22 protein-coding genes and 1 tRNA gene are annotated in these 19,551 nt (G+C 61.4%); 7 read left to right on the top strand and 16 right to left on the bottom strand.

Annotated elements, in window-relative coordinates:
- The first annotated feature begins 7 nt into the window (after positions 1–7).
- A complete protein-coding gene (locus NKI01_RS18260) occupies positions 8–859 on the top strand; it encodes a citryl-CoA lyase (protein WP_352483577.1) in 852 nt (283 codons plus the stop codon).
- Positions 860–930: 71 nt separating this feature from the next.
- On the opposite strand, the gene NKI01_RS18265 is transcribed toward NKI01_RS18260, so the two are convergent.
- The 13 genes from NKI01_RS18265 to NKI01_RS18325 form a co-directional block, all read right to left on the bottom strand.
- On the bottom strand, positions 931–1,440 hold the full coding sequence (locus tag NKI01_RS18265) for an NUDIX hydrolase (RefSeq protein WP_352483576.1): 510 nt from the start codon (positions 1,438–1,440) through the stop codon (positions 931–933).
- 126 nt (positions 1,441–1,566) lie between these two features.
- Positions 1,567–1,872, bottom strand: coding sequence for a hypothetical protein (locus tag NKI01_RS18270; protein ID WP_023718986.1), 306 nt, complete (start codon positions 1,870–1,872; stop codon positions 1,567–1,569).
- 147 nt (positions 1,873–2,019) lie between these two features.
- Positions 2,020–2,712 carry a response regulator transcription factor gene (locus NKI01_RS18275; protein WP_023718987.1) on the bottom strand — a complete coding sequence of 231 codons (693 nt, stop codon included), beginning with the start codon at positions 2,710–2,712 and terminating at the stop codon, positions 2,020–2,022.
- Positions 2,709–5,447 (bottom strand): DUF4118 domain-containing protein, encoded by a 2,739-nt coding sequence (locus tag NKI01_RS18280; RefSeq protein WP_352910487.1) that lies wholly within the window; start codon positions 5,445–5,447, stop codon positions 2,709–2,711. The genes NKI01_RS18275 and NKI01_RS18280 overlap by 4 nt, the downstream gene beginning before the upstream one ends.
- A gap of 52 nt (positions 5,448–5,499) precedes the next feature.
- A complete protein-coding gene (gene kdpC, locus NKI01_RS18285; RefSeq protein WP_023718989.1) occupies positions 5,500–6,069 on the bottom strand; it encodes a potassium-transporting ATPase subunit KdpC in 570 nt (189 codons plus the stop codon).
- A 12-nt stretch (positions 6,070–6,081) separates the two neighbouring features.
- A complete protein-coding gene (kdpB, locus tag NKI01_RS18290) occupies positions 6,082–8,175 on the bottom strand; it encodes a potassium-transporting ATPase subunit KdpB (protein ID WP_352964156.1) in 2,094 nt (697 codons plus the stop codon).
- 221 nt (positions 8,176–8,396) lie between these two features.
- Positions 8,397–10,100: a potassium-transporting ATPase subunit KdpA gene (gene kdpA / locus NKI01_RS18295; protein WP_352964158.1), complete on the bottom strand. Its 1,704-nt coding sequence runs from the start codon at positions 10,098–10,100 to the stop codon at positions 8,397–8,399.
- Positions 10,101–10,125: 25 nt separating this feature from the next.
- Positions 10,126–10,215 (bottom strand): K(+)-transporting ATPase subunit F, encoded by a 90-nt coding sequence (locus NKI01_RS18300; protein WP_023675300.1) that lies wholly within the window; start codon positions 10,213–10,215, stop codon positions 10,126–10,128.
- A gap of 335 nt (positions 10,216–10,550) precedes the next feature.
- Positions 10,551–12,032 (bottom strand): hypothetical protein, encoded by a 1,482-nt coding sequence (locus NKI01_RS18305; protein ID WP_352495474.1) that lies wholly within the window; start codon positions 12,030–12,032, stop codon positions 10,551–10,553.
- Between the two features lie 161 nt (positions 12,033–12,193).
- The gene (locus NKI01_RS18310; protein WP_036244723.1) at positions 12,194–12,376 is read right to left on the bottom strand and encodes a hypothetical protein; all 183 of its coding nucleotides are present in this window, start codon (positions 12,374–12,376) and stop codon (positions 12,194–12,196) included.
- Complete coding sequence (locus NKI01_RS18315) at positions 12,376–12,564, bottom strand: DUF3606 domain-containing protein (protein ID WP_023718995.1); 189 nt, start codon at positions 12,562–12,564, stop codon at positions 12,376–12,378. The genes NKI01_RS18310 and NKI01_RS18315 overlap by 1 nt, the downstream gene beginning before the upstream one ends.
- Positions 12,565–12,818: 254 nt before the next feature.
- Positions 12,819–13,049 carry a hypothetical protein gene (locus NKI01_RS18320; protein ID WP_023718996.1) on the bottom strand — a complete coding sequence of 77 codons (231 nt, stop codon included), beginning with the start codon at positions 13,047–13,049 and terminating at the stop codon, positions 12,819–12,821.
- Between the two features lie 408 nt (positions 13,050–13,457).
- Positions 13,458–13,892 (bottom strand): DUF3597 domain-containing protein, encoded by a 435-nt coding sequence (locus tag NKI01_RS18325; protein WP_352483570.1) that lies wholly within the window; start codon positions 13,890–13,892, stop codon positions 13,458–13,460.
- A 320-nt stretch (positions 13,893–14,212) separates the two neighbouring features.
- On the opposite strand from NKI01_RS18325, the gene NKI01_RS18330 reads away from it, so the two are divergent.
- The 4 genes from NKI01_RS18330 to NKI01_RS18345 all read left to right on the top strand — a co-directional run bounded on the left by NKI01_RS18330 (position 14,213) and on the right by NKI01_RS18345 (position 16,764).
- On the top strand, positions 14,213–14,638 hold the full coding sequence (locus NKI01_RS18330) for a cupin domain-containing protein (RefSeq protein ID WP_031194003.1): 426 nt from the start codon (positions 14,213–14,215) through the stop codon (positions 14,636–14,638).
- Between the two features lie 120 nt (positions 14,639–14,758).
- Positions 14,759–15,367: a YdeI/OmpD-associated family protein gene (locus NKI01_RS18335; RefSeq protein WP_023718999.1), complete on the top strand. Its 609-nt coding sequence runs from the start codon at positions 14,759–14,761 to the stop codon at positions 15,365–15,367.
- A 443-nt stretch (positions 15,368–15,810) separates the two neighbouring features.
- Positions 15,811–16,083 (top strand): hypothetical protein, encoded by a 273-nt coding sequence (locus NKI01_RS18340; RefSeq protein WP_031194005.1) that lies wholly within the window; start codon positions 15,811–15,813, stop codon positions 16,081–16,083.
- Between the two features lie 273 nt (positions 16,084–16,356).
- On the top strand, positions 16,357–16,764 hold the full coding sequence (locus NKI01_RS18345) for a heme-copper oxidase family protein (RefSeq protein WP_023719001.1): 408 nt from the start codon (positions 16,357–16,359) through the stop codon (positions 16,762–16,764).
- A 419-nt stretch (positions 16,765–17,183) separates the two neighbouring features.
- On the opposite strand, the gene NKI01_RS18350 is transcribed toward NKI01_RS18345, so the two are convergent.
- From NKI01_RS18350 to NKI01_RS18360, 3 genes are all read right to left on the bottom strand, one after another.
- A complete protein-coding gene (locus NKI01_RS18350; protein ID WP_352847443.1) occupies positions 17,184–17,378 on the bottom strand; it encodes a GNAT family N-acetyltransferase in 195 nt (64 codons plus the stop codon).
- Positions 17,379–17,396: 18 nt separating this feature from the next.
- On the bottom strand, positions 17,397–17,672 hold the full coding sequence (locus NKI01_RS18355; RefSeq protein WP_352847446.1) for a GNAT family N-acetyltransferase: 276 nt from the start codon (positions 17,670–17,672) through the stop codon (positions 17,397–17,399).
- 183 nt (positions 17,673–17,855) lie between these two features.
- Positions 17,856–17,945 (bottom strand) — tRNA-Ser (locus NKI01_RS18360).
- 420 nt (positions 17,946–18,365) lie between these two features.
- Here NKI01_RS18360 and NKI01_RS18365 point away from each other — a divergent pair.
- Entirely contained in the window at positions 18,366–18,689 is a 324-nt protein-coding gene (locus tag NKI01_RS18365) for a hypothetical protein (RefSeq protein ID WP_352847449.1), read from the top strand.
- Positions 18,690–18,761: 72 nt separating this feature from the next.
- Positions 18,762–19,424 carry a peptide-methionine (S)-S-oxide reductase MsrA gene (gene msrA / locus NKI01_RS18370; protein WP_023719003.1) on the top strand — a complete coding sequence of 221 codons (663 nt, stop codon included), beginning with the start codon at positions 18,762–18,764 and terminating at the stop codon, positions 19,422–19,424.
- Positions 19,425–19,551: the final 127 nt, after the last annotated feature.

Consider the following 19,551-nt stretch of genomic DNA (forward strand, 5'->3'; position numbering starts at 1 on the left):
AGAAGGCATGAGCGACACGGAAAACAAGACTGGCCGCGCGCGCGGCGAGGAATGGTGGCAGACCGGCATCATCGAGATGCGGCCCGGCGTCATCCGGCTGCGCGGCTATGAGATCCAGGATCTGATCGGCCGCGTCAGCTTTCCGGCAATGATCTGGCTGATGCTGCGCGGCGAACTGCCGAGCGAGGAGCAGGCGGCGCTGCTTGGCATCGCGCTTGGTGCCGCCGTCGACCATGGGCCGCAGGCGCCGTCCATCGCCATCGCCCGCATGGCGATCACGTGCGGTGTCGGCATCAACAGCGCCATGGCGTCGGCCGTCAACGTGCTTGGCGACGTGCATGGAGGCGCCGGCGAACAGGCGCTCTCCTTCTACGGAGACATCGCCGCCGAACTGGACGCCGGCGTGCCGCTCGCGGACGCGGTGTCGGCGCGGGTTGATCGTGTCCTTGCTGGGGAAGACGGCTATGTGCCGGGGCTGGGCCACCGCTTCCACCCGGTCGACCCGCGGGCGCCGCGCCTCATCGAACTGACCCGCGACTTTGCCGCGCGCGGCGTCGTCAGCGGGCGCTTCGCCGACATCGCCGAGATGGTCGAGGCGGAAGTTGCGCGGGGCAAGGGCAAAAAAATCCCGCTCAATATCGACGGCGCCACGGCCGTCATCTACGGAGAGCTCGGCTTCCCGCCGCCGCTGACGCGAGGCCTTTTCGTACTGTCGCGCTCGGTCGGCATCCTGGCCCATGCATGGGAACAGTCGCAGGAAAGCGACCGCAACAAAGGGCCGCTGCCGCGCGAATGGCTGTGGGCCTATACCGGCACGCCGGCGCGGCCTTTGCCCGAGGAAGACGAAGGCAGTCAGTGAGATGTCGGCTCAAGCGACAGCGGAGGGCGCTGGAGCCAATTCCCGATAGAGTCGGGATAGACCCCCATGTTTTATTGAGCGTGATCTTTTCCGAAAGCCGGATTCTGCTTTTTGGGGGTATGCTCCAGCTCGGGACTCCTGATGTTCCTCACCAGCGTCGAAAGATCCGGCTCGTCGATGAGCAGCGCCGCGTCGGCCGGTGCCAGCCATGCCCGCTGCCGCCTGTTGGCTTCTTGCCAGTCGGCAAGTTCCTCGGTTACCTCCAGCAAATAGACGACGACGTCGACGCGGACGAAGCGGTTCGCCAGCCGCTTCCAGTAGCAATAGGTGCCGGCCGGCTGTTTCAATATCCTGCCGAGGACGCCGGCTTCTTCCTGTGCTTCGATGGTGGCCGCCTTGCGACCGCCCTTGCCCTTCATCGGCCAGCCTTTCGGCACGATGAAGCGCCTCGTCGTTCGCGATGTGACGAGCATAACCTCGACATCGCCATGCTCGCTCAGCCGAAAGGGGATCGCCGCGACCTGGCGAATCCGGGCGCCCTTCCTTGCCTTACGGACGACCTTCTTTCTGCTGGCTGCCATTCAAAAATCCAGTCGAAGCGGTGCCCAAAGCACGAAGGGCAGCATTGCTAAATCCAAACCGCCTTCGATGTTATCTCAGGTGCGGCGGCATCCAAGCATAATAAGTCGGCTAAATAAATGAAAACGTTAGCGGCAAGTGCTGACAAAGCCGCTCCCTGACGGCAGCAACTGACAAGTCGGCTTCATCTGCGGCACCACCTGCGGTTGGGGCGCCGGGATTTGGCGGTCCTGCGCACGGTATTGCTGTTGCTGCTGCTGATATTGCTGCCGCTGCAGCCTGTTCTCCAGCATCTGCAACTGGTTTTGCTGGATCAATGCGTTGCGGTCGGCGGGGCTGACGATCTGTGCCGATGCGGCAGGATTTACGCCCGACAGCATCACCGTTGCCAGCATTGCCGACCCTAAAAACGTCAATAGACGAAGCTGTGACATTCATTAATTCCCGCACAAAACCGACCTCAGATTAATATAGGGGTTTTGCCCGGCGATGCCATGGCCGCCGCTGATTCGCGGCGAATTGCTACGTCGTCCTGCCGGCTTTGAGGAGGCATTGCGGTACGCGAGGCTGGCTCTCCCATTTCACTCGACTTCGCGCAGCCGATATCCGACGCCGGTCTCGGTGGTGATATAACGGGGCTGGTCGGGCATCTTTTCGATCTTTTGCCTGAGTTGCCGGACATAGACCCTGAGATATTGAACGTCGGTGGAATCGCCCCAGACCTGCTTCAGCAGGAATTGGTGGGTGAGAACCTTGCCGGCGTGCTGTACGAGGATGCGGAGGATGTCGTATTCCTTCGGCGAGAGCTTTATCTCCTTGTCCTCGACCTTGACGATGCGCTTCACCAGATCGACGGAGAGGTCGCCGGTGTGGAACACCGGTTTCTCACCCTGCTGCTGGAACTTGTGGCGCAGCGCCACGCGGATGCGTGCCACAAGCTCGTTCATACCGAACGGCTTGGTGACATAATCGTCGGCGCCGAGTTCGAGGGCCGAGACGATGCCGGCCTCATCAGTGCGGCTCGAAAGAATAACCACGGGAATGTCCAGGCCATCATCCCGCCATTTGCGCAGCAGCTCATGCCCGCTCATGCCGGGCAGGCCGAGATCGAGGAGGACCAGGTCCGGCTTTTCCGTCTCCATGAGTTCAATCGCCGCGCTGGCGTTCGGCGCCTCGCTGATCGCATAGCCTTGGCTGCCGAGCCCGACGCGAAGCAGTTTCCGGATCGGCGGCTCGTCGTCGACCACCAATATCCTGACGTCCAAATTCGTCATGACAGGTGGTCCATGTTTCGATCGTCAGCATCGGGTTCACCGACATCGGGGAGTTCTGCCGGCACCGGCATTCTTATGGTGAAAACCGCGCCCGAGCGGTCGGTCCTGTTCGCCGCCGAGAGCGTCCCGCCCATCGCTTCGATGAAGCCGCGGCAAATCGACAATCCAAGCCCGGTGCCGGCACGCACCTGGTCACCCTTGCGCACACGGTAGAAAGTGTCGAAAACGCGCTCCAGGTCCGCTGGCGGAATGCCTGGTCCCTCATCCATGATCTGCAGGATGACGCTGCCATTGTCGGCCCAGGCCTGCAGGCGGATCGTCGAACCTGGCGGCGCGTATTTTGCAGCATTGTCGAGGAGATTGAACAGCACCTGCTCGAACAGAACGGGGTCGAGCCGCAACATCGGCAGATCCGATGGAATATCGGTCTCGGTCTTATGCTCGCCGACGATTTTGCGGGCCCGATGCAGGGCTGAGCCGACAATGTCGCCGACATAGTGGAATGCATAATTCGGCTCCATCGTGCCGGATTCTATCTTGGTCATGTCGAGCAGATTGGCGATGAAGCGGTTCAGCCTTTCCGATTCATCAAGCACGGTCGACAGCAGTTCCGCCCGGTCCTGCTCGGGCAGTGCGGCCTCGAAGTCCCTGAGTGTTCCGGCCGCGCCCATGATGGCGGCAAGCGGCGTTTTCAAATCGTGGGAAATGGAGGTGAGCAAGGCCGAGCGCAGACGGTCTGCCTCGGCCGCAAGCTTGGCCCGGTCAACATCGGCGACGAGCTGGATGCGCTCGATGGCGACCGCCGCCTGGTCGGCGAGCGCATCGAGCAGACGTTGCTGCTCGGGTGTCAGCAGCGGACCTTGCTTGTCGTTGTCGAGGCCGACGACGCCCACCGCCGTGCGTCCGGTCCGCAAGGGCAGATAGAGGCGTTTTGCTCCGGGCAGCGTGTCGGCGCCGCGCCCGGCGGCGCGGTTATGCTCCCACGCCCAGCGGGCTGCTGCGATGTCGGCCTCGGCCAGCGTGTCGTCGGGTGGGTAGCCGGCTTTGACCGCGATTGTGCCGTCCTCGGGCAAAAGCAGCACTACGCGCAGCTTCAGCATCAAGGCGATCTGGAAGGCAGTGGCCCATAGCACGTCGTCCAGGGTACCGGCGCCGGCGAGCTTCTTTGAAAACTGATAGATGTCTTCCGTGGCGCGCGCCCGTGAGCTGGCAGCGATCGCTTGACGCTGCACCCGCGCCGTCAGATTGCTGGCGATAACGGCGACAACAAGGAAGACGGCAAGCGCAACGATGCTCTCCGGATCCCTGATCGTCAGTGTGTAGCGCGGCTCTAGGAAAAAGTAGTTGAATGCAAGGGCGCTGACGACACAGGCGTACAACGCTGGCCAGAGCCCGCCCATTACAGCCGATGTGAGCACCGCCAGCAGAAAGACAATGGCCAGATTGCGAACGTCGAGAAACTGGTCGAGAACAGTGCTGAAGGCCAGCGAGCCCATGACATAGGCTGTAGCTAGCAGGTAGGGCCTAACCTGAAACTGCTTCTGCTCGGTTGCCGCGCTGACATTTTTCGAGGGTGCGTCGGTGCCCTGGTCGGTTCCCGAAATTACATGGACGCTGATGTTGCCGGCGTCGCGGATGAGATCATAGGTGAGCGAGCCTTCGATCAATTCGCGCCAGCGTGATCGGGTCGGCCTGCCGATCACGATATGGGTGAAGTTGTTCGCCGTCGCATGGCGAACGATGTCTTGCGCGACATTCTGACCCGGAATGGTCGTCACCTCGGCACCGAGCTGCTCGGCAAGGCGCAACTGCGTCGCCAGCCGATCCTTGTCCTCCTCGGGCATGGCGGCTGAGCGAGGGGTGTCCACATGAAGCGCCGTCCAGGGGGCACGGAGGCGGTCGGCCAGCCTGCGCGCATAGCGTATGCGAGCCGCTCCGCCAGGACGCGCGTCGACGCAGACGAGAACCCTTTCTCCGGCCGCCCACGGTCCCGGGATCGCGTGTGCCTGCATATGGTTGAGCAACTGCTCATCGACCCGCTGGGCGGTGCGGCGAAGCGCCAACTCCCTGAGCGCCGTCAGATTGCCCGGCGAGAAATAGTTCTCGATGGCGCGCTGGGCGGTGTTGGGGAAGTAGACCTTGCCTTCCTCCAGCCGCTTGATCAGGTCGTCGGGGGTGAGGTCGATGATCTCGACATCGTCGGCTTGATCGATGATGGAGTCGGGGACGGTTTCACGCACCCTGACGCGTGTGATCTGGGCCACGACGTCGTTCAGGCTTTCGACGTGCTGGATGTTCAGTGTCGTGTAGACATCGATCCCGTGCGTCAGGATTTCCTGGACGTCGAGGTAGCGCTTGGGGTGGCGGCTGCCGGCGACGTTGGTGTGGGCGAGTTCGTCGACCAGAACCAGCGCCGGGCGCCGGGCGAGGATGGCGTCGAGATCCATCTCCTCGAGAATGCGCCCCTTGTAGTCGATCTCAAGGCGAGGAATGACCTCGTAGCCTTCGACCAGCGTCTGCGTCTCCTTGCGACCATGCGTCTCGACGATGCCGATCACCACGTCGATCCCGTCGGCCAGCCTGGCGCGGCCTGACATCAGCATCTCGTAGGTCTTGCCGACACCGGGAGCGGCGCCGAGAAATATCCTCAGGCGACCTCGCTCCTCCCGCTCGGCATGCTCAAGCAGCGCGTCGGGAGAGGGCCTGGTTTCGGCGGTGCGGCTGTCGTCTGGCATTAGGATCAATCATGAACGGCGCCGGCTTCGGTGTCGATCCCGGCGCCCGCCATCATTGTTTCGTGGCATCGTCCAGCGCAAGGTTGAGGGCCAGCACATTGACCACCGGCTCGCCTATAAAGCCCAATTCGCGATCCTCGACATGGCTGTCGACAAGCGATTTGATCCTGGATTCATCGACGTTCCTGGCCCTGGCCACCCTGGTGACCTGAAAATAGGCCGCATCGGGGCTGATATGCGGATCGAGGCCGCTGCCGGACGTGGTGACCAGATCCATCGGCACCGGCTGGTTCGGGTTTTCGGCCCTCAACTTTTCGGCGTCGCTCTTGATACGGTCGATCAGCTTCGGGTTAGTCGGGCCGAGATTTGAGCCGCCCGAGGCGGCGGCATTGTAACCGTCGCCGGCAGCTGACGGACGGCCATGGAAGTAGCGATCGCTGGTGAAAGTCTGGCCGATCAGCTCGGAACCGATGACCTTGCCGTTCCTCTCGATCAGGCTGCCATTGGCCTGGCCCGGAAACAGCGCCTGGGCAATGCCGGTCATGCCGATCGGATAGACCAAACCCGTCAGAACGGAGAAGAAGACGATCATGACGATAGCGGGCCTGATTTGATTGAGCATCGACGTGGTTCCTTATGCGAGACCGAGAGCAGTGATGGCCATGTCGATCACCTTGATGCCGACGAAGGGGACGATGACGCCGCCAAGGCCGTAGACAAGAAGGTTGCGGCTGAGCAGCGCACCGGCGCCGACCGCGCGGTATTTGACGCCCCTCAGCGACAGCGGGATCAGTGCAATGATGATCAGCGCGTTGAAGATGATGGCCGAGAGGATAGCGCTCTGCGGCGTCGCCAGATGCATGACATTGAGCGCTTGCAGCGGCCCGGCGGTCTGGCCCGGGGCGATGTAGAAGACGGCGAATATTGCCGGGATAATGGCAAAATACTTGGCCACGTCGTTGGCTATGGAGAAAGTGGTCAGCGAGCCACGCGTCATCAGCAGCGCCTTGCCGATTTCGACGATCTCGATCAGCTTGGTCGGATCGCTGTCGAGATCAACCATGTTGCCGGCCTCGCGCGCCGCGACCGTACCGGTGTTCATGGCGACGCCGACATCGGCCTGCGCAAGGGCCGGCGCGTCGTTGGTGCCGTCGCCGCACATGGCGACCAGCTTGCCCTTGGCCTGCTCGTCGCGGATCAGCTTCAGCTTGTCCTCGGGCGTCGCCTGGGCAAGGAAATCGTCGACGCCGGCTTCCGCCGCGATCGCCGCCGCGGTCATCGGATTGTCGCCGGTGATCATCACCGTGCGGATACCCATGCGGCGCAATTCGGCAAAACGCTCGCTGATGCCGCCCTTGACGATGTCCTTCAGATGGACGACGCCGAGCAGGCGCCCGTCGCGCTCGACCGCCAGCGGTGTGCCACCGGATTTGGCGATCTCGTCGGCGATCGCCTGGAGGTCGCGGACTGTGTCGCTGCCGGGCCGAGTACCGCCCGTGGCAACGGTCGAGAGGTTGACGTCGGCGAGCACCGCATCGACGGCGCCTTTGCGGACCGAGGAGCTCTCCAGGTCGACGCCGCTCATGCGGGTTTGCGCGGTGAAGGGCACGAAAGTCGCGTGCAAGCTTGCCATGTCGCGGGCGCGGATGGCGTATTTCTCCTTCGCCAGCACGACAATCGAGCGGCCTTCCGGTGTTTCGTCGGCAAGCGAAGCAAGCTGGGCGGCGTCGGCCAGTTCCTGTTCGGTGACGCCCCTCACCGGACGGAACGCCGTCGCCTGGCGGTTGCCCAGCGTGATGGTTCCGGTCTTGTCGAGCAGCAGCGTGTCGACGTCGCCGGCCGCTTCGACGGCGCGGCCCGACATGGCCAGTACATTGAAGCGCACCAGGCGGTCCATGCCGGCAATGCCGATGGCCGACAGCAGCGCGCCGATCGTGGTCGGGATCAAGGTGACGAACAGGGCGACCAGCACCGTCACCGAGATATAGCCGCCCGAATAGGAGGCAAAGCTTGGGATTGTAGCGGTGGCCAGCACGAAGATCAGAGTCATGCCGACGAGCAGGATGTTGAGCGCGATCTCGTTGGGTGTCTTCTGGCGCTCGGCGCCCTCGACCAACGAGATCATGCGGTCGAGGAACGTATGGCCGGCAGCCGCGGTGATGCGCACGCGGATCCAGTCGGACAAGACCTGCGTGCCGCCGGTCACCGCCGAACGGTCACCGCCGGATTCGCGGATGACCGGTGCGGATTCGCCGGTGATCGCCGCCTCGTTGACCGAAGCCACGCCTTCGACCACCTCGCCGTCCGAGGGGATGATGTCGCCGGCTTCGACGAGCACGATGTCGCCGACCTTCAGGCTGGTGCCGGGCACCAGCTTGAACTTGCTCCGATCGCCGCCGGTCAACAGCTTGGCCTGCGTCTCGGTGCGCGCCCGGCGCAGCGAGTCTGCTTGCGCCTTGCCGCGGCCTTCGGCCACCGCTTCGGCGAAATTGGCGAAAAGCACGGTGAACCACAGCCAGATGATGATCTGCAGCGTGAAGCCGAGATCACCGCCGCCGGTAACGAGATCCTTGACGAACAGCACGGTGGTGAGCGCCGAGACGACGGCGACGACGAACATCACCGGGTTTCGCACCAAGGTGCGCGGGTTCAGTTTTCTGAAGGAACCGCCGATAGCGGGCCACAGGATGCGGGTATCGATGATGCTCACGGATTTCGACTGGCTCATTTGGTGGCTCCAGTGTCGATGTTGTTGACCGGTCGATCGTGTGCCGAACGAAGGTGCGGCGGCCCGTAAGCCAGCAGCCAGATCATGATCAAGGCTGCCGCAATAGCGAGGAATGTGGACAGGGTCGGGAAAGGAGGGGGCGTTTTCTCCCCCTCCGGCTCGGAACGATGCCGGACCTTTCGAGACATGATCTTGAACCTGGGCATGGCCGTTTCAGCGTTTCAGAAGGTCTGACCGTTGATCATGGCCAGGTGCTCGACGATCGGTCCGACCGCGAGGGCCGGGAAGAAAGTCAGGCCACCGACGATCAGGATGACACCGACCAGCAGCCCGACGAAGAGCGGCCCGTCGGTCGGGAAGGTGCCGGCGGAGGCAGGGACGGTCTTCTTCGCCACCAGCGAGCCAGCAATCGCCAGCGCCGGAATAATGACCAGGAAGCGGCCCATCAGCATGCCGATGCCGAGCGTCATATTGTACCAGGGCGTGTTGCCGCTGAGGCCGCCAAAGGCGGAGCCATTGTTCGCCGCGGCCGAGGTGTAGGCATAGAGGACTTCGGAGAAACCGTGCGGGCCGGTGTTGGCGATGGAAGCAACACCGGTCGGCAGCACCACCGCGATAGCGGTGAAGATCAGCATTGCCAGCGGCAGGCAGAGGACGGCAAGCATCGCCATCTTGACCTCCTTGGCCTCGATCTTCTTGCCGAGATATTCGGGCGTGCGTCCGACCATCAGCCCGGCAACGAAGACGGCGATCACGATGAACATCAGGATACCGTAGAAGCCGGCCCCGACGCCGCCGACAATGACCTCGCCGAGCTGCATGTTGATGATGGGGATCATGCCGCCGAGTGCGGTGAAGCTGTCATGCATGGCGTTGACCGCGCCGCAGGACGCGGCGGTGGTGATGACGGCAAACAGTGCCGACAGAGCGATGCCGAAGCGGCTTTCCTTGCCCTCCATGTTGCCGCCGTCGATGCCCAGCGCATGGACGAGCGGATTGCCGGCGGCCTCGGCCCAGTAGCAGACGGCAACGCCGGCGATGAACAGCACGCCCATCGCCGACAGAATTGCCCAGCCCTGGCGCTGGTTGCCGACCATGCGACCGAAGACATTGGTTAGCGCCGCGCCGAAGGCGAAGATCGTCACCATCTGGATCAGGTTCGAGATCGCGTCGGGATTTTCGAAGGGATGCGCTGCATTGGCGTTGAAGAAGCCGCCGCCATTGGTGCCGAGCATCTTGATGGCAACCTGCGAAGCGACCGGCCCGACCGCGATCGTCTGTTGCGCGCCTTCCAGCGTCGTCGCGTTGACGTAAGCACCAACCGTCTGCGGCATACCGAGATAGACATAGACAAGCGTCAACACGATGCAGAACGGCACAAGCAGATAGAGCGTGCAGCGGGTCATATCGACCCAGAAATTGCCGATCGATTTGCCTGAGGCTCTAGCAAAACCGCGGATCAGTGCGACCGCGATGGCGATGCCGGTCGCGGCCGACAGAAAGTTCTGCACGGTCAAGCCGGCCATCTGCACGAGATAGGACATCGTGCTTTCGCCGCCGTAGTTCTGCCAGTTGGTGTTGGTCATGAAGCTGGCGGCGGTGTTGAAGGCAAGCCCAGGTTCGACGGCGGTCATGCCGGCCGGATTGTAGGGCAGGCCGCCTTGCAGCCGCTGCAGGAAATAGAGCACCAGGAAGCCGGCCAGGTTAACGAACAGCAGGGCCGCCGCATAGGAGGTCCAGTGCTGCTCCTCGCGCTCGCTGGTCCCGGACATACGGTAGAGCCCGCGCTCGAGCGGGGCCAGAATTGGCGACAGGAATATGCGCTCGCCGCTGAAAACGCGATGCATGTAGCCGCCGAGCGGCTTGGCCAGCAAAACGACGATCCCGCAATAGACGAGGATCTGCAGCCATCCGTTGATTGTCATGGGGTTGGCTCCTTGCCAGCGGAGATCAGAAGCGTTCCGGGCGAACGAGGGCGTATGTCAGGTAAGCGAGAAGGAACAGGGTCACGGCGCCGCCGAGGATATAGTCGAAGAGCATGTTTCGATCCCCTAAACTTACAGCCCGTCGCAGGCTTTGATGTAACCGAAGCATAGAGCAAAGAACGAGATTCCTATCCCGACAACAATGATGTCCATCGTGCAATTTCCTATATTGAGTTTGTTCTTTTCAACTTGGACAAAACTGTCCAAGCCCGCTCACCGCTTCACATCGGCGGCCGGATACATCGCTCTGCCGAATATGGATCAAAGTGCCATAAAGGTTCGAGACGGGACGCGGAGCAAAGAAATCAAAATCCCATAAGGATTTCGCCGCCTCGGCGCTGGCCACAGCTTCAGGGGGAGGTGCGCACCGGCGCGCGAAGCTGCCGGGGATCAGTCTGCGCGGGTATAGATCAGAGCGTAATCGTCCGCATAGGCCCGCTTCCAGCCCAGTTCGTCGAAGAACGGAATGCGGCTGTCGTCGGCGGTCAACAATGCCCAGCCTATCGCATATTTCTCGAGCTGGGCTTTCAGGATCGGCTTGCCCCGGCTGTGCCCAGTCTGCTCATCCGTTTCCGTAAAGCCGTTCAGGAAGAGCTGATCCGCCCGGCCGTCGATAAACGTCTTGATGCCATGGAAAATCAGCGTGCCGCCGAAATTGTAGGAATTCAGCAGATTGCCTGACAGATTATGGGCTTGGGCGAAGGCCAGCGCATCCCTCGCCGAAGTCTTCTGGCTCGGCACGACCGGATAGGCCAGGAAGACCGCGGCCGCCAAAACCAGCAAAACGGCAAGTCCAGCGCAAATTCTGGAAAATTGCCGCGCGAAAAATTGTTCAAGTCCGTCGCGCTTTTCCGCGGCCCATGTAGGGGCTGAAAGCGCTGGATATTGTTGCGCAACCTCGACGGCAAGGACGACCGGGACAAGAAGAAAGAACAGGTACATGAACCGTATGTGGGTGAGATAGACGTGCAAGGTGAAGACAAGGAACAGCGCCTTGGCCCAGCCAATACGCAATCTCGACACGAGCAGCCCGAAAAACGCCACCAGCAGGGCCACCTCCTGGAGGGTATGCCGCGAGGCGTCGAAGGGTTGCCACTCCGCAATGTAAGGCACCGCCTCATTGCCATAGGCCACGGTGAATGTGGCGAGTATGGCCTTGACGCCATAGGGATTGAGCAGGCTGACCAGCGGGCAAAGCAGCCCGAAAGCGATCCACTTGGCCAGCAGCCGGGAGTTCGACAAGCGCGTGCGCATGACGAGATCGAGGCCGGCGAAGGCGGCGATAATGAAACCGAAGGTGAAGGTGGCATGGAGATTGGCCCACAGGCAAAGCAGCGCCAGCAGCCATAGAGGCGGCGCTTTCTCGTTGCGTGCGGCTTGGAAAAGACCGGCGGTCCAGACGACGATAATGGGCAAGGTAAAGATGTGGGGTCGGGCGACATAGATTGGCCCGATCAAGAGCGCGAGCACCAGTGTCAGTGCTATCGCCAGCGTCGGCTTCAACGACGCGCTGAGATACCACGACGTCAAGAAGGCCGTCAGCGCGATTACCGCAGTCGCCAGCAGTACCACGCCGTTCCAGCCGCCGGCTTCGAAGGCAAGGGCAAGGAGAACCTGGCTAAGCCATTCCTTGGCGATCCATGGCTGGCCGGCAAAAGTGTAGGAGTAAATGTCGACGGAGGGGAATGTGCGGCTTGCCAGCATATCCATGCCGACCTTGATGTGCCACCAGCTATCGGGATCCTGCAGGAGGGAGGTGGCAAAGGCGAGGAGCGCCGTCGCCATCACGACGGCCGCCAGCAGGCAAAACACCAACCTCACATGCCGTATGTCGTCTATCGACGGCCTCGCCTCACCAGACATCCCGCGCATATGGCATCCCTGAGCCGCGATAGCGGAAGGGATAGCCCGAATTTGTTAGAAAACCGATAAGCTGCAGGATTGCGGCTACAACCCTGTGCCGCGCGTCTAACCGGCTGGGCACGTTGAGCAGCGACTACTAAGTTGCGGGTGAGGGGCAGACCTCCGGCCGTTCAGCCCTCGGCCTTGAAGTTCTTGGCTTCCTTCTCGACTTTCGGGCTGTCCTTGCCGTGCTTGCGCATCAGATCCTTCGCCTGCTTCGGCGAAACGTCGGTGGTTTCGGCCAGGTGCAGAGCCTTCTTTTCGTCCGGATCGCGCGTCTTGCGGTCGGCCATTGCGGTTTTCTTGTTAGCCATTACGACGCTCTTATGCTCTCGGCGATTTCGTTCAGCACCTTGCGGTCGGTGCCGTGGCGCTTGATCAGCGTGCGTGCCTGATCAGGGGTAATGCCCGCTTCCTCGGCGAAATGGCGTACCTCATAGTCTTCGCCGCCCGCCACTCGTGAGCGGTCGCGACTGTCGGTCCTGGTTTTGTCGTCGGCCATGGCAGCTCTCCTCATCTCAACGAGAGCATAACGGGCAAGATTTCAGCGAGTTCCTTCGAGCGTGTCGCCCAGTTGCCTACCCTCGGGCATGACCCGACATGAGCGGCGGTTTTTGCTCAAAGCAAGGGCACGGCGCCAGGCTGGCCTTCGCGCACAAAAAGGCTCGCTTCCTTGGCCGCACCAGTAAATTTCCGCCGCGCGCTGCCAACCGCCCGCACTGCTCCTGGGCGCAGCCTGGTATTCGTTGCGGATTGCTAAGGGTAGCGATGGTCGAACACGACCCCCATGGTCCTACCAACGGCCGTCATGACGATAATCTCGACCAGATCGTCGTCACTGTCACCGCAGGCCGGGGCCGTCCGGCGAACGATGTCCAGCATCGCCCTCGTCGATATGGTGTCGCCGGCGCCGAATCTTGAAAGCGCAGATGAAACAAGCTCTTGGGCCGTCAAGTCGGCGACAGTCACCCTCTGCACCACGTTCATTGGCTTCCTCCCACCATGAACCCTCTCCCGCGAGAATGATACGCCGAACGTCGGGTTTCGCCAGCGAAATGGTGGTCCTACCAGCGCGCGGGGCAGCGACCGAAATCGTCGGTTTTGCGTGAGGCAATCCAGGCGCGAGGCGGCAGCACTTTTGTGCCATGCGACTTCGCCACAGACCCATCCCGGCGGCCGGGATGGGTCTCAATTTATTTACTTGGCAGTTTGATTGCTTGGCAGTCGGGTCTGCTCGGTTGCGGTCGAAGTCAGCGCAGCAAGAACCACGGTGCGGGCAGGACCAGGACGGTTCTTCGTTTCACGGAACGCCGAACCGGTCTGTCTTTTTTGTTTGACGCAATTCCGGATGGAAAACCGTTCACACGTTTTCCTGGAATTGCTTGTCTTATGACTCTAGGCGGCCAGATCGCTCGGAAGCTTGCCGCCATTCTCGACCAGCTTTTTCATCAGTGCATCATGCAGCCACAGATTCATCGTTACGGTGTCGTTCATGTCGCCGGTGTAGTTCAGCTCGTGAGCAAGCTCCTTGCGGGCGCCGAGGCTGCTATCGATATTCAGAGCCTTCATCAGGTCGACGATCGAATTCTTCCAGTTGAGCTTTTGCCCTTTCGCGGCCACCGCCTTGTCGAGAATGGCAGCGATGTCAGGAGCAGAGGACGGCGCGGATGGCGTTGCCGGAGCCGGGGTTGCAGCCGGGTCGGGTCGGGTAGGCGCCGTCGGCTGGGTGGCCGTGCTCGAAGCAGGCGCGGGAGACGGTTGCGCCGGCGGCGCTTCGGCCGCAACCGCGTTTCCGAAAATCGCACCTTTGATACTGTCGAAAATGCCCATTGCTATCTCCTGGGTTGCCTTCACGGTGTGTTGCCTTGACGGTCGGTGAGGCGACCGTTGCCGAATTCGCATTGAGCGCCCTGGTTGTACCGGACCACGAACGCAACGCAGGGGCAACTCCAAACTGGCTGAAAGGTAAAGGCTTGGTTGCATGGTGAAATCGGCTCAGTGATCCGATCCCAGAGTAGAATGGTCAGATCGCGGCACGACAAATAGTTACGCGCAATGGGCGAGGGAAACGGTTGGCAGCCAGTTTTGCTGACGCAGACCAGAAAAATCATCTAGATTCGTGTTCGCCATTCGCTGAGAGGAACGAAGCCATGACAGCAGTCGTCGCATCCGACAGGCTCGAACGTTCGCTGGTTTGGGCAGAGGACGATCCGTCGGTCAAATGGGCCGGCGCTTTCGCGGTTTACGGCGGGCACGGCACCACCCAGTCCTCAGTCATTGTCTACGAGATCGAGCCCGGCAAGCGGCTCGGCTGGCACACCGACGCCACCGAGGAGACGCAATACATCATCGCCGGCACCGGCGAGCTGCACATCGAGGGCGGCAGCATCCACCCGGTCAGGCCCGGCAGCGTCCTGGTACTTCCGACGCCGGTCCGGCACGACCTCGTCAACACCGGCACCGAAACCCTGCGCGCCGTCGCTTTCTTTGCGGCGGCGATGTTCACGCAGACATTCGACGACGTCATGCTGCCGCCGAAATCCCATGTCCTCGGCACGCCCAATCGCGCAGGCTGAACGCGTGCCAGCGGGAATCATCCGGCCTGCGGATTGCGGACTTGGAGCTGAGATGAGCGCGCGCGCGGCCGGCAAGCGGTTCGGCGTCGTTACGCGCCTGTGTCACGGGCGGACCGGCTGATGGCGCCCGTCAAGGTCGACCCGGCCAAGGTGCGCGAGTTCAGGGATGCCGAAAGCTTCCATGCCTGGCTTGGCGAGCATCACGACAGCGAGGACGAAGTCTGGATCAAGATCCATAAGCGCGATTCGGGGCTGCCGTCGATCACGCCGAAGCAAGCCATCGACGTGGCGTTATGCTGGGGCTGGATCGATGCGGTGCGCAAGGCCCTGGACGGCAAAAGCTATTTGCAGCGTTATACCCCGCGCGGCAAGAAGAGCACCTGGAGCCAGATCAACGTCGACAATGTCGCCCGGCTGATCGAGGAGGGCCGGATGACCGAGCATGGGCTGAGGCAGGCCGAGGCAGCCAAGGCCGACGGCCGCTGGGCGCGCGCCTATAGGAGCGGCAAGGAGATGAAGATCCCCGACGACCTCCAGGCGGCAATAGACGCCGAGCCCAAGGCGAAAGAGATGCTGGCGAAGCTCAGCGAGCAAAACCGCTTCGCGCTCGCCTTCCGCACCCACAACATGAAGACCGAAGCCGGACGCAAGAAGAAGATCGCGGCGTTCGTGGAGATGCTGAAGCGCGGCGAGACCATCCATCCGCAACGAAAACGCGATTCTGGCTGAACATTCTGACCGCGCTTGTCTCCCGCATCTTGTGCTTGTCCCGAACGCGGCCGGATCGCTGCTCAGCCTTCGATCCTGGCGATGTCGCCGACGATTGTTTTCGGCGAGCGTCGCCTGACATTTCGACAACATCTCTCATTCGTTTGATCGATGCAGGAACAAAGCTCCGTCCTCACAGTCGGTATGGTATATTAGCAGGCGCTGTTATGAGGTTTTTGCCCGTTCAGGAGCCGACTGGCACGTGGGCCGTGTTTGATGCGACCGTGGACGTGCCTGCGGATTTCGCAGGCAGTTGCCTTATCGGCTTGCCGCGGGAGCGGGCGGAGTGGCTCGCAGCAAGAGCCAATCGAGATGCTGCAAAAGGCACTTCGACTTGGCGGTTGTCAGCTGCCGGACCGGCAAAAGCCGCGGTTCTTAGACTTAGACCGTTAGGAGAGATTTCGATGATGCACGAACAGGTAATGGAAGCTGCGTTGGCAGCCAGAAATCAGGAAGTGGATATTTGTGGTGTCTTCGACATCACCAACAAAACCGATGCGCCAATTGGCTCTCGCCGATTGGGCGAGGCTATCCACTTTGTCGCCAATGCACCTATCGTTGGCTATGATGTTCACGCCGCCGTCATCCGATATGGCCCACTCGGAACCCCCAGCCTCAGAGCAACAGATTGCACACAGCTGTGGGAGAAGTTTGGCGAGGCCTTGCTGCAACACTGACGGGCTGACCTTTGGCGCGTATGGCACCACCATCGTGCAGGACACTTCCCTTGTGAGAACGACGTGGAAGCCTGGCGGGTGATATTGCAATCAAATTAGCGTGAGCGCATATTTTTTACCGGCTGGACTCGCAACCGGCCAGGCCCGGCGGCCGGCCGCCAACGGGCCGTCAGGCCGCCAACAAATGGTTCGGCAGGCCCGACGGTCCCCCCCTTGGCAAGGTCGCCGGAAACAAAGCATGATGCGGCGGCAAAACGGGTTTGGGAGAATGACATGCCTAAGGTTTCGGAGCTCTTTTTCAAGACAGCCATCGTCTTTCTTATTCTGGGAATTGCAGCTGGCCTGCAGATGGCAATTTCAGGCGATCACGGCGCGTTTCCGGCTCACGCGCACATCAACCTGCTGGGATGGGTCACTAGTGCAATATTCGGCGGCTACTATGCGCTGAACCCGGCGAAGGCTGCCCGCAGGACGGCGATGATCCACTACGGCGTGTACAATCTCGGCTTGGTCGTGATGCTGCCGGCGCTTTACCTGATGCTGCAGGGAAATCCGGCGCTCGAGCCGATCGTCGCCACCGGCTCAATGATTGTCGCTGTCGCCGTGCTGATCTTTGCCTTCGTGGTTTTCTCCGGCGAAACAGAGCGCTCGGTCTCGGGAATACAAGCGGTTCCGCGCTAGACGCGTAGCGACACTAACGAGCCTGTCGAAGCCCGCGCTCTGGTGGAGCGCGGGTCGTTCGGCTTGTGGGCTGATCTGGGGTAAGGGGTGCGGCGCAGATGGAGCCGCTCAGTAGCGATCCTTCGCGCCCTCTGCAAATTACGAATTACGGTGACAGTGCACCATTTTCTTTTTCCCGCCTGTCGCGTTTCCCAATTTCACTGCTCTTTCCGGTTTGCTCGGCAATCACGGTCGAGAAGTGCTTCGCTGCCCATCGGTTGCGCGACATCGGCGGAGCGGTAATGCAAGTCGAGCCATGCGTTCAATTTACGCACAGCGACAGCCGAGCAAACATGACAAATAGTGCACTGTCACCGTAATTCTGTCGCCGTAATTCAAAGTGCACTGTCACCGTAATTCAAACGTCCGCTTGCTGACCCTTAGCTGACTCTCACAAGCTTCTTGCAAAGTGCAATGTTGTACGGAACGCATCCTTGCGACCCAAAGAAATGCCGCGCGTCGAGATTGGCTGCCCAGATGCCCATAGCAATTTCGTCGATACCTTCGCAAGCAGCTCGCTGTTCAACATGGCACATCAAAGCTGCGGCAACTCCACGACGACGAGCTTCCGGCATAACCGAGATGTGGTGCACCTAGATCAGGGGCCGAGGGAAAGTGAACGGCGTTTCTGGCAGCGACTGAATTTCAAACCAGACGTAGCCGACTGGAGCACGATCAATCTCAGCAATCGCGATCGAGCTCTTCGGATCAGCCAGCCTCGCTGCGAAGAATGTCCTCACCGCAGACGGATCGGCTGCCTGTTTGAAAACGTCTGGATGCAATTCAGCATGGAGACTCTGAACCACCTGATTGAGCCGAACGAGCGCGTCAAAGTCTGCCTCCGAGGCAGCCCGGATTTCCACTGACATTGAGACACCTCCCCGTTTGTAGACGACGCTGCGACGGTGATGTCTTTCTGTCAGCGAACGTCGGTCTTCCACCCATCTCGGCCATTGGCGGAGTTTTGACCCTAGTGATTAGTAGGCTGGTTAGTAGGCTACTAACCGAACCTTACCAAACGCCCGGAAAATAAAGGGTTTCTCGGGATTAGCTGGCGGAGAGAGCGGGATTCGAACCCGCGTTACGGTCTCCCGTAAACACACTTTCCAGGCGTGCGCCTTCAACCACTCGGCCACCTCTCCGTCCTTTTAGCATCTTCGACGCGGCCGGTTTCGCCGTGCGGGTTGGGGAGATGCATCTCCTTTGGGATTCCGGCCCGGAATTCCGGCCGTGGGCGCCGTCAACCAGCGGATACCCTTTCCCCGCACCCGAGCCGTCAAGCAACAGGCGCGGGGCTCATCTAGTCGATCCGGTGCCGAATGCCAAGACACTCTATTCGCTTTGCCGGACAGGGATGCTCAGCCCATGGCATCAGTGTGCTCGTTGGGCGCCTACAAACCAGTCGGCCGCGGCGTCTTCGCCGTCTGGCTCGTCAGCCGGCCCAGGTGCAAGCCGCCGGCGTAAGTTCAACTTCGCGTGTCGCGATTGCAGACGAAGCAGGTAAATCCTATTTAACAGTCCGACACGACATTCCGATAAACTCCTGGGGAGGAAGGGTCTGGATGTTCCGCTTCGTCTTTCGTCTCGCTGCAATGGTCGCGCTTTCGGTTTCGGTCATCATGGCCGTGCTCGACGCGACCCGGTCGGTGGCGGCTTCGGCGCTGGTGATGACCCCGCTCAACACCAGCTGGCTCGCCGTCTCACCGGCCACGCGCAGCGCCTTTGAAAGCTTCGTCCGCGACAAGCTCAATCCGCTGCTGTGGGACGGCGCCATCGCCTGGGTGCTCAGCCAGCCCGGCTTTGCCGTGTTCGCGGTGCTGGCCTTCGTTCTTTATGCCATCGGCTACAGGCGGCAGCGCCCCAGCGGGCGGTTCGCCGCGACCTAAAATTCCTGCGTTCCCGGATCCAGCATTCCCCGGATCGGGGAAGGCTCAAGCAAGAAGAAAAGGAAATCGCACATGTTTCTCAGCGATATGCTGAACAAGAAGCTCAACCTGCCGAAGCCCTCCGAGGCGTTGCCCGGCCGCGACCGGCCGATCCCGACGGCATCGAAGCATTTCGTCTCGAACAGGCCGCTCAAGGGTCCCTATCCCGAAGGGCTTGAGACGGCGATGTTCGGGCTGGGCTGTTTCTGGGGTGCCGAGCGCCTGTTCTGGCAGGTCGATGGCGTCTGGGTCACGGCGGCCGGCTATGCTGGCGGCGTCACGCCCAACCCGACCTATCAGGAAACCTGCACCGGGCTCACCGGCCATGCCGAAGTCGTGCTCGTCGTCTACGATCCGAAGATCGTGTCCTATGCCGAGCTTTTGAAGCTGTTCTGGGAAAGCCACGACCCGACGCAAGGCATGCGCCAGGGCAATGATGTCGGCACCACCTACCGTTCGGCGATCTACACGTTCAACGACGCGCAACACCAGGCGGCGCTCGCTTCGCGCGATGCTTACGAGGCTTCGCTGCGCGGTGCCGGACGCGGCAAGATCACCACCGAGATCGCGCCGGCGCCGGAATTCTACTTCGCCGAGGAAGACCACCAGCAATATCTGGCGAAGAACCCCTACGGCTATTGCGGCCTGCACGGAACCGGCGTCTCCTGCGCCATTCCGGCCGCCGTCTCCGCCTGATTTTGCGCCCCTGACGCAAGGAATATGCTGTGGGGGGGGGGGGGGGGGGGCCGGCGGTTTGAAATGTGGGTAATAAAAAAGGATGTTTTTTTTTTGGGGGGGGAGGGTTGGGGCGGCGGGGGGGGGG

This window comes from Mesorhizobium sp. M0815, assembly GCF_040319995.1.
Classification (GTDB): domain Bacteria; phylum Pseudomonadota; class Alphaproteobacteria; order Rhizobiales; family Rhizobiaceae; genus Mesorhizobium.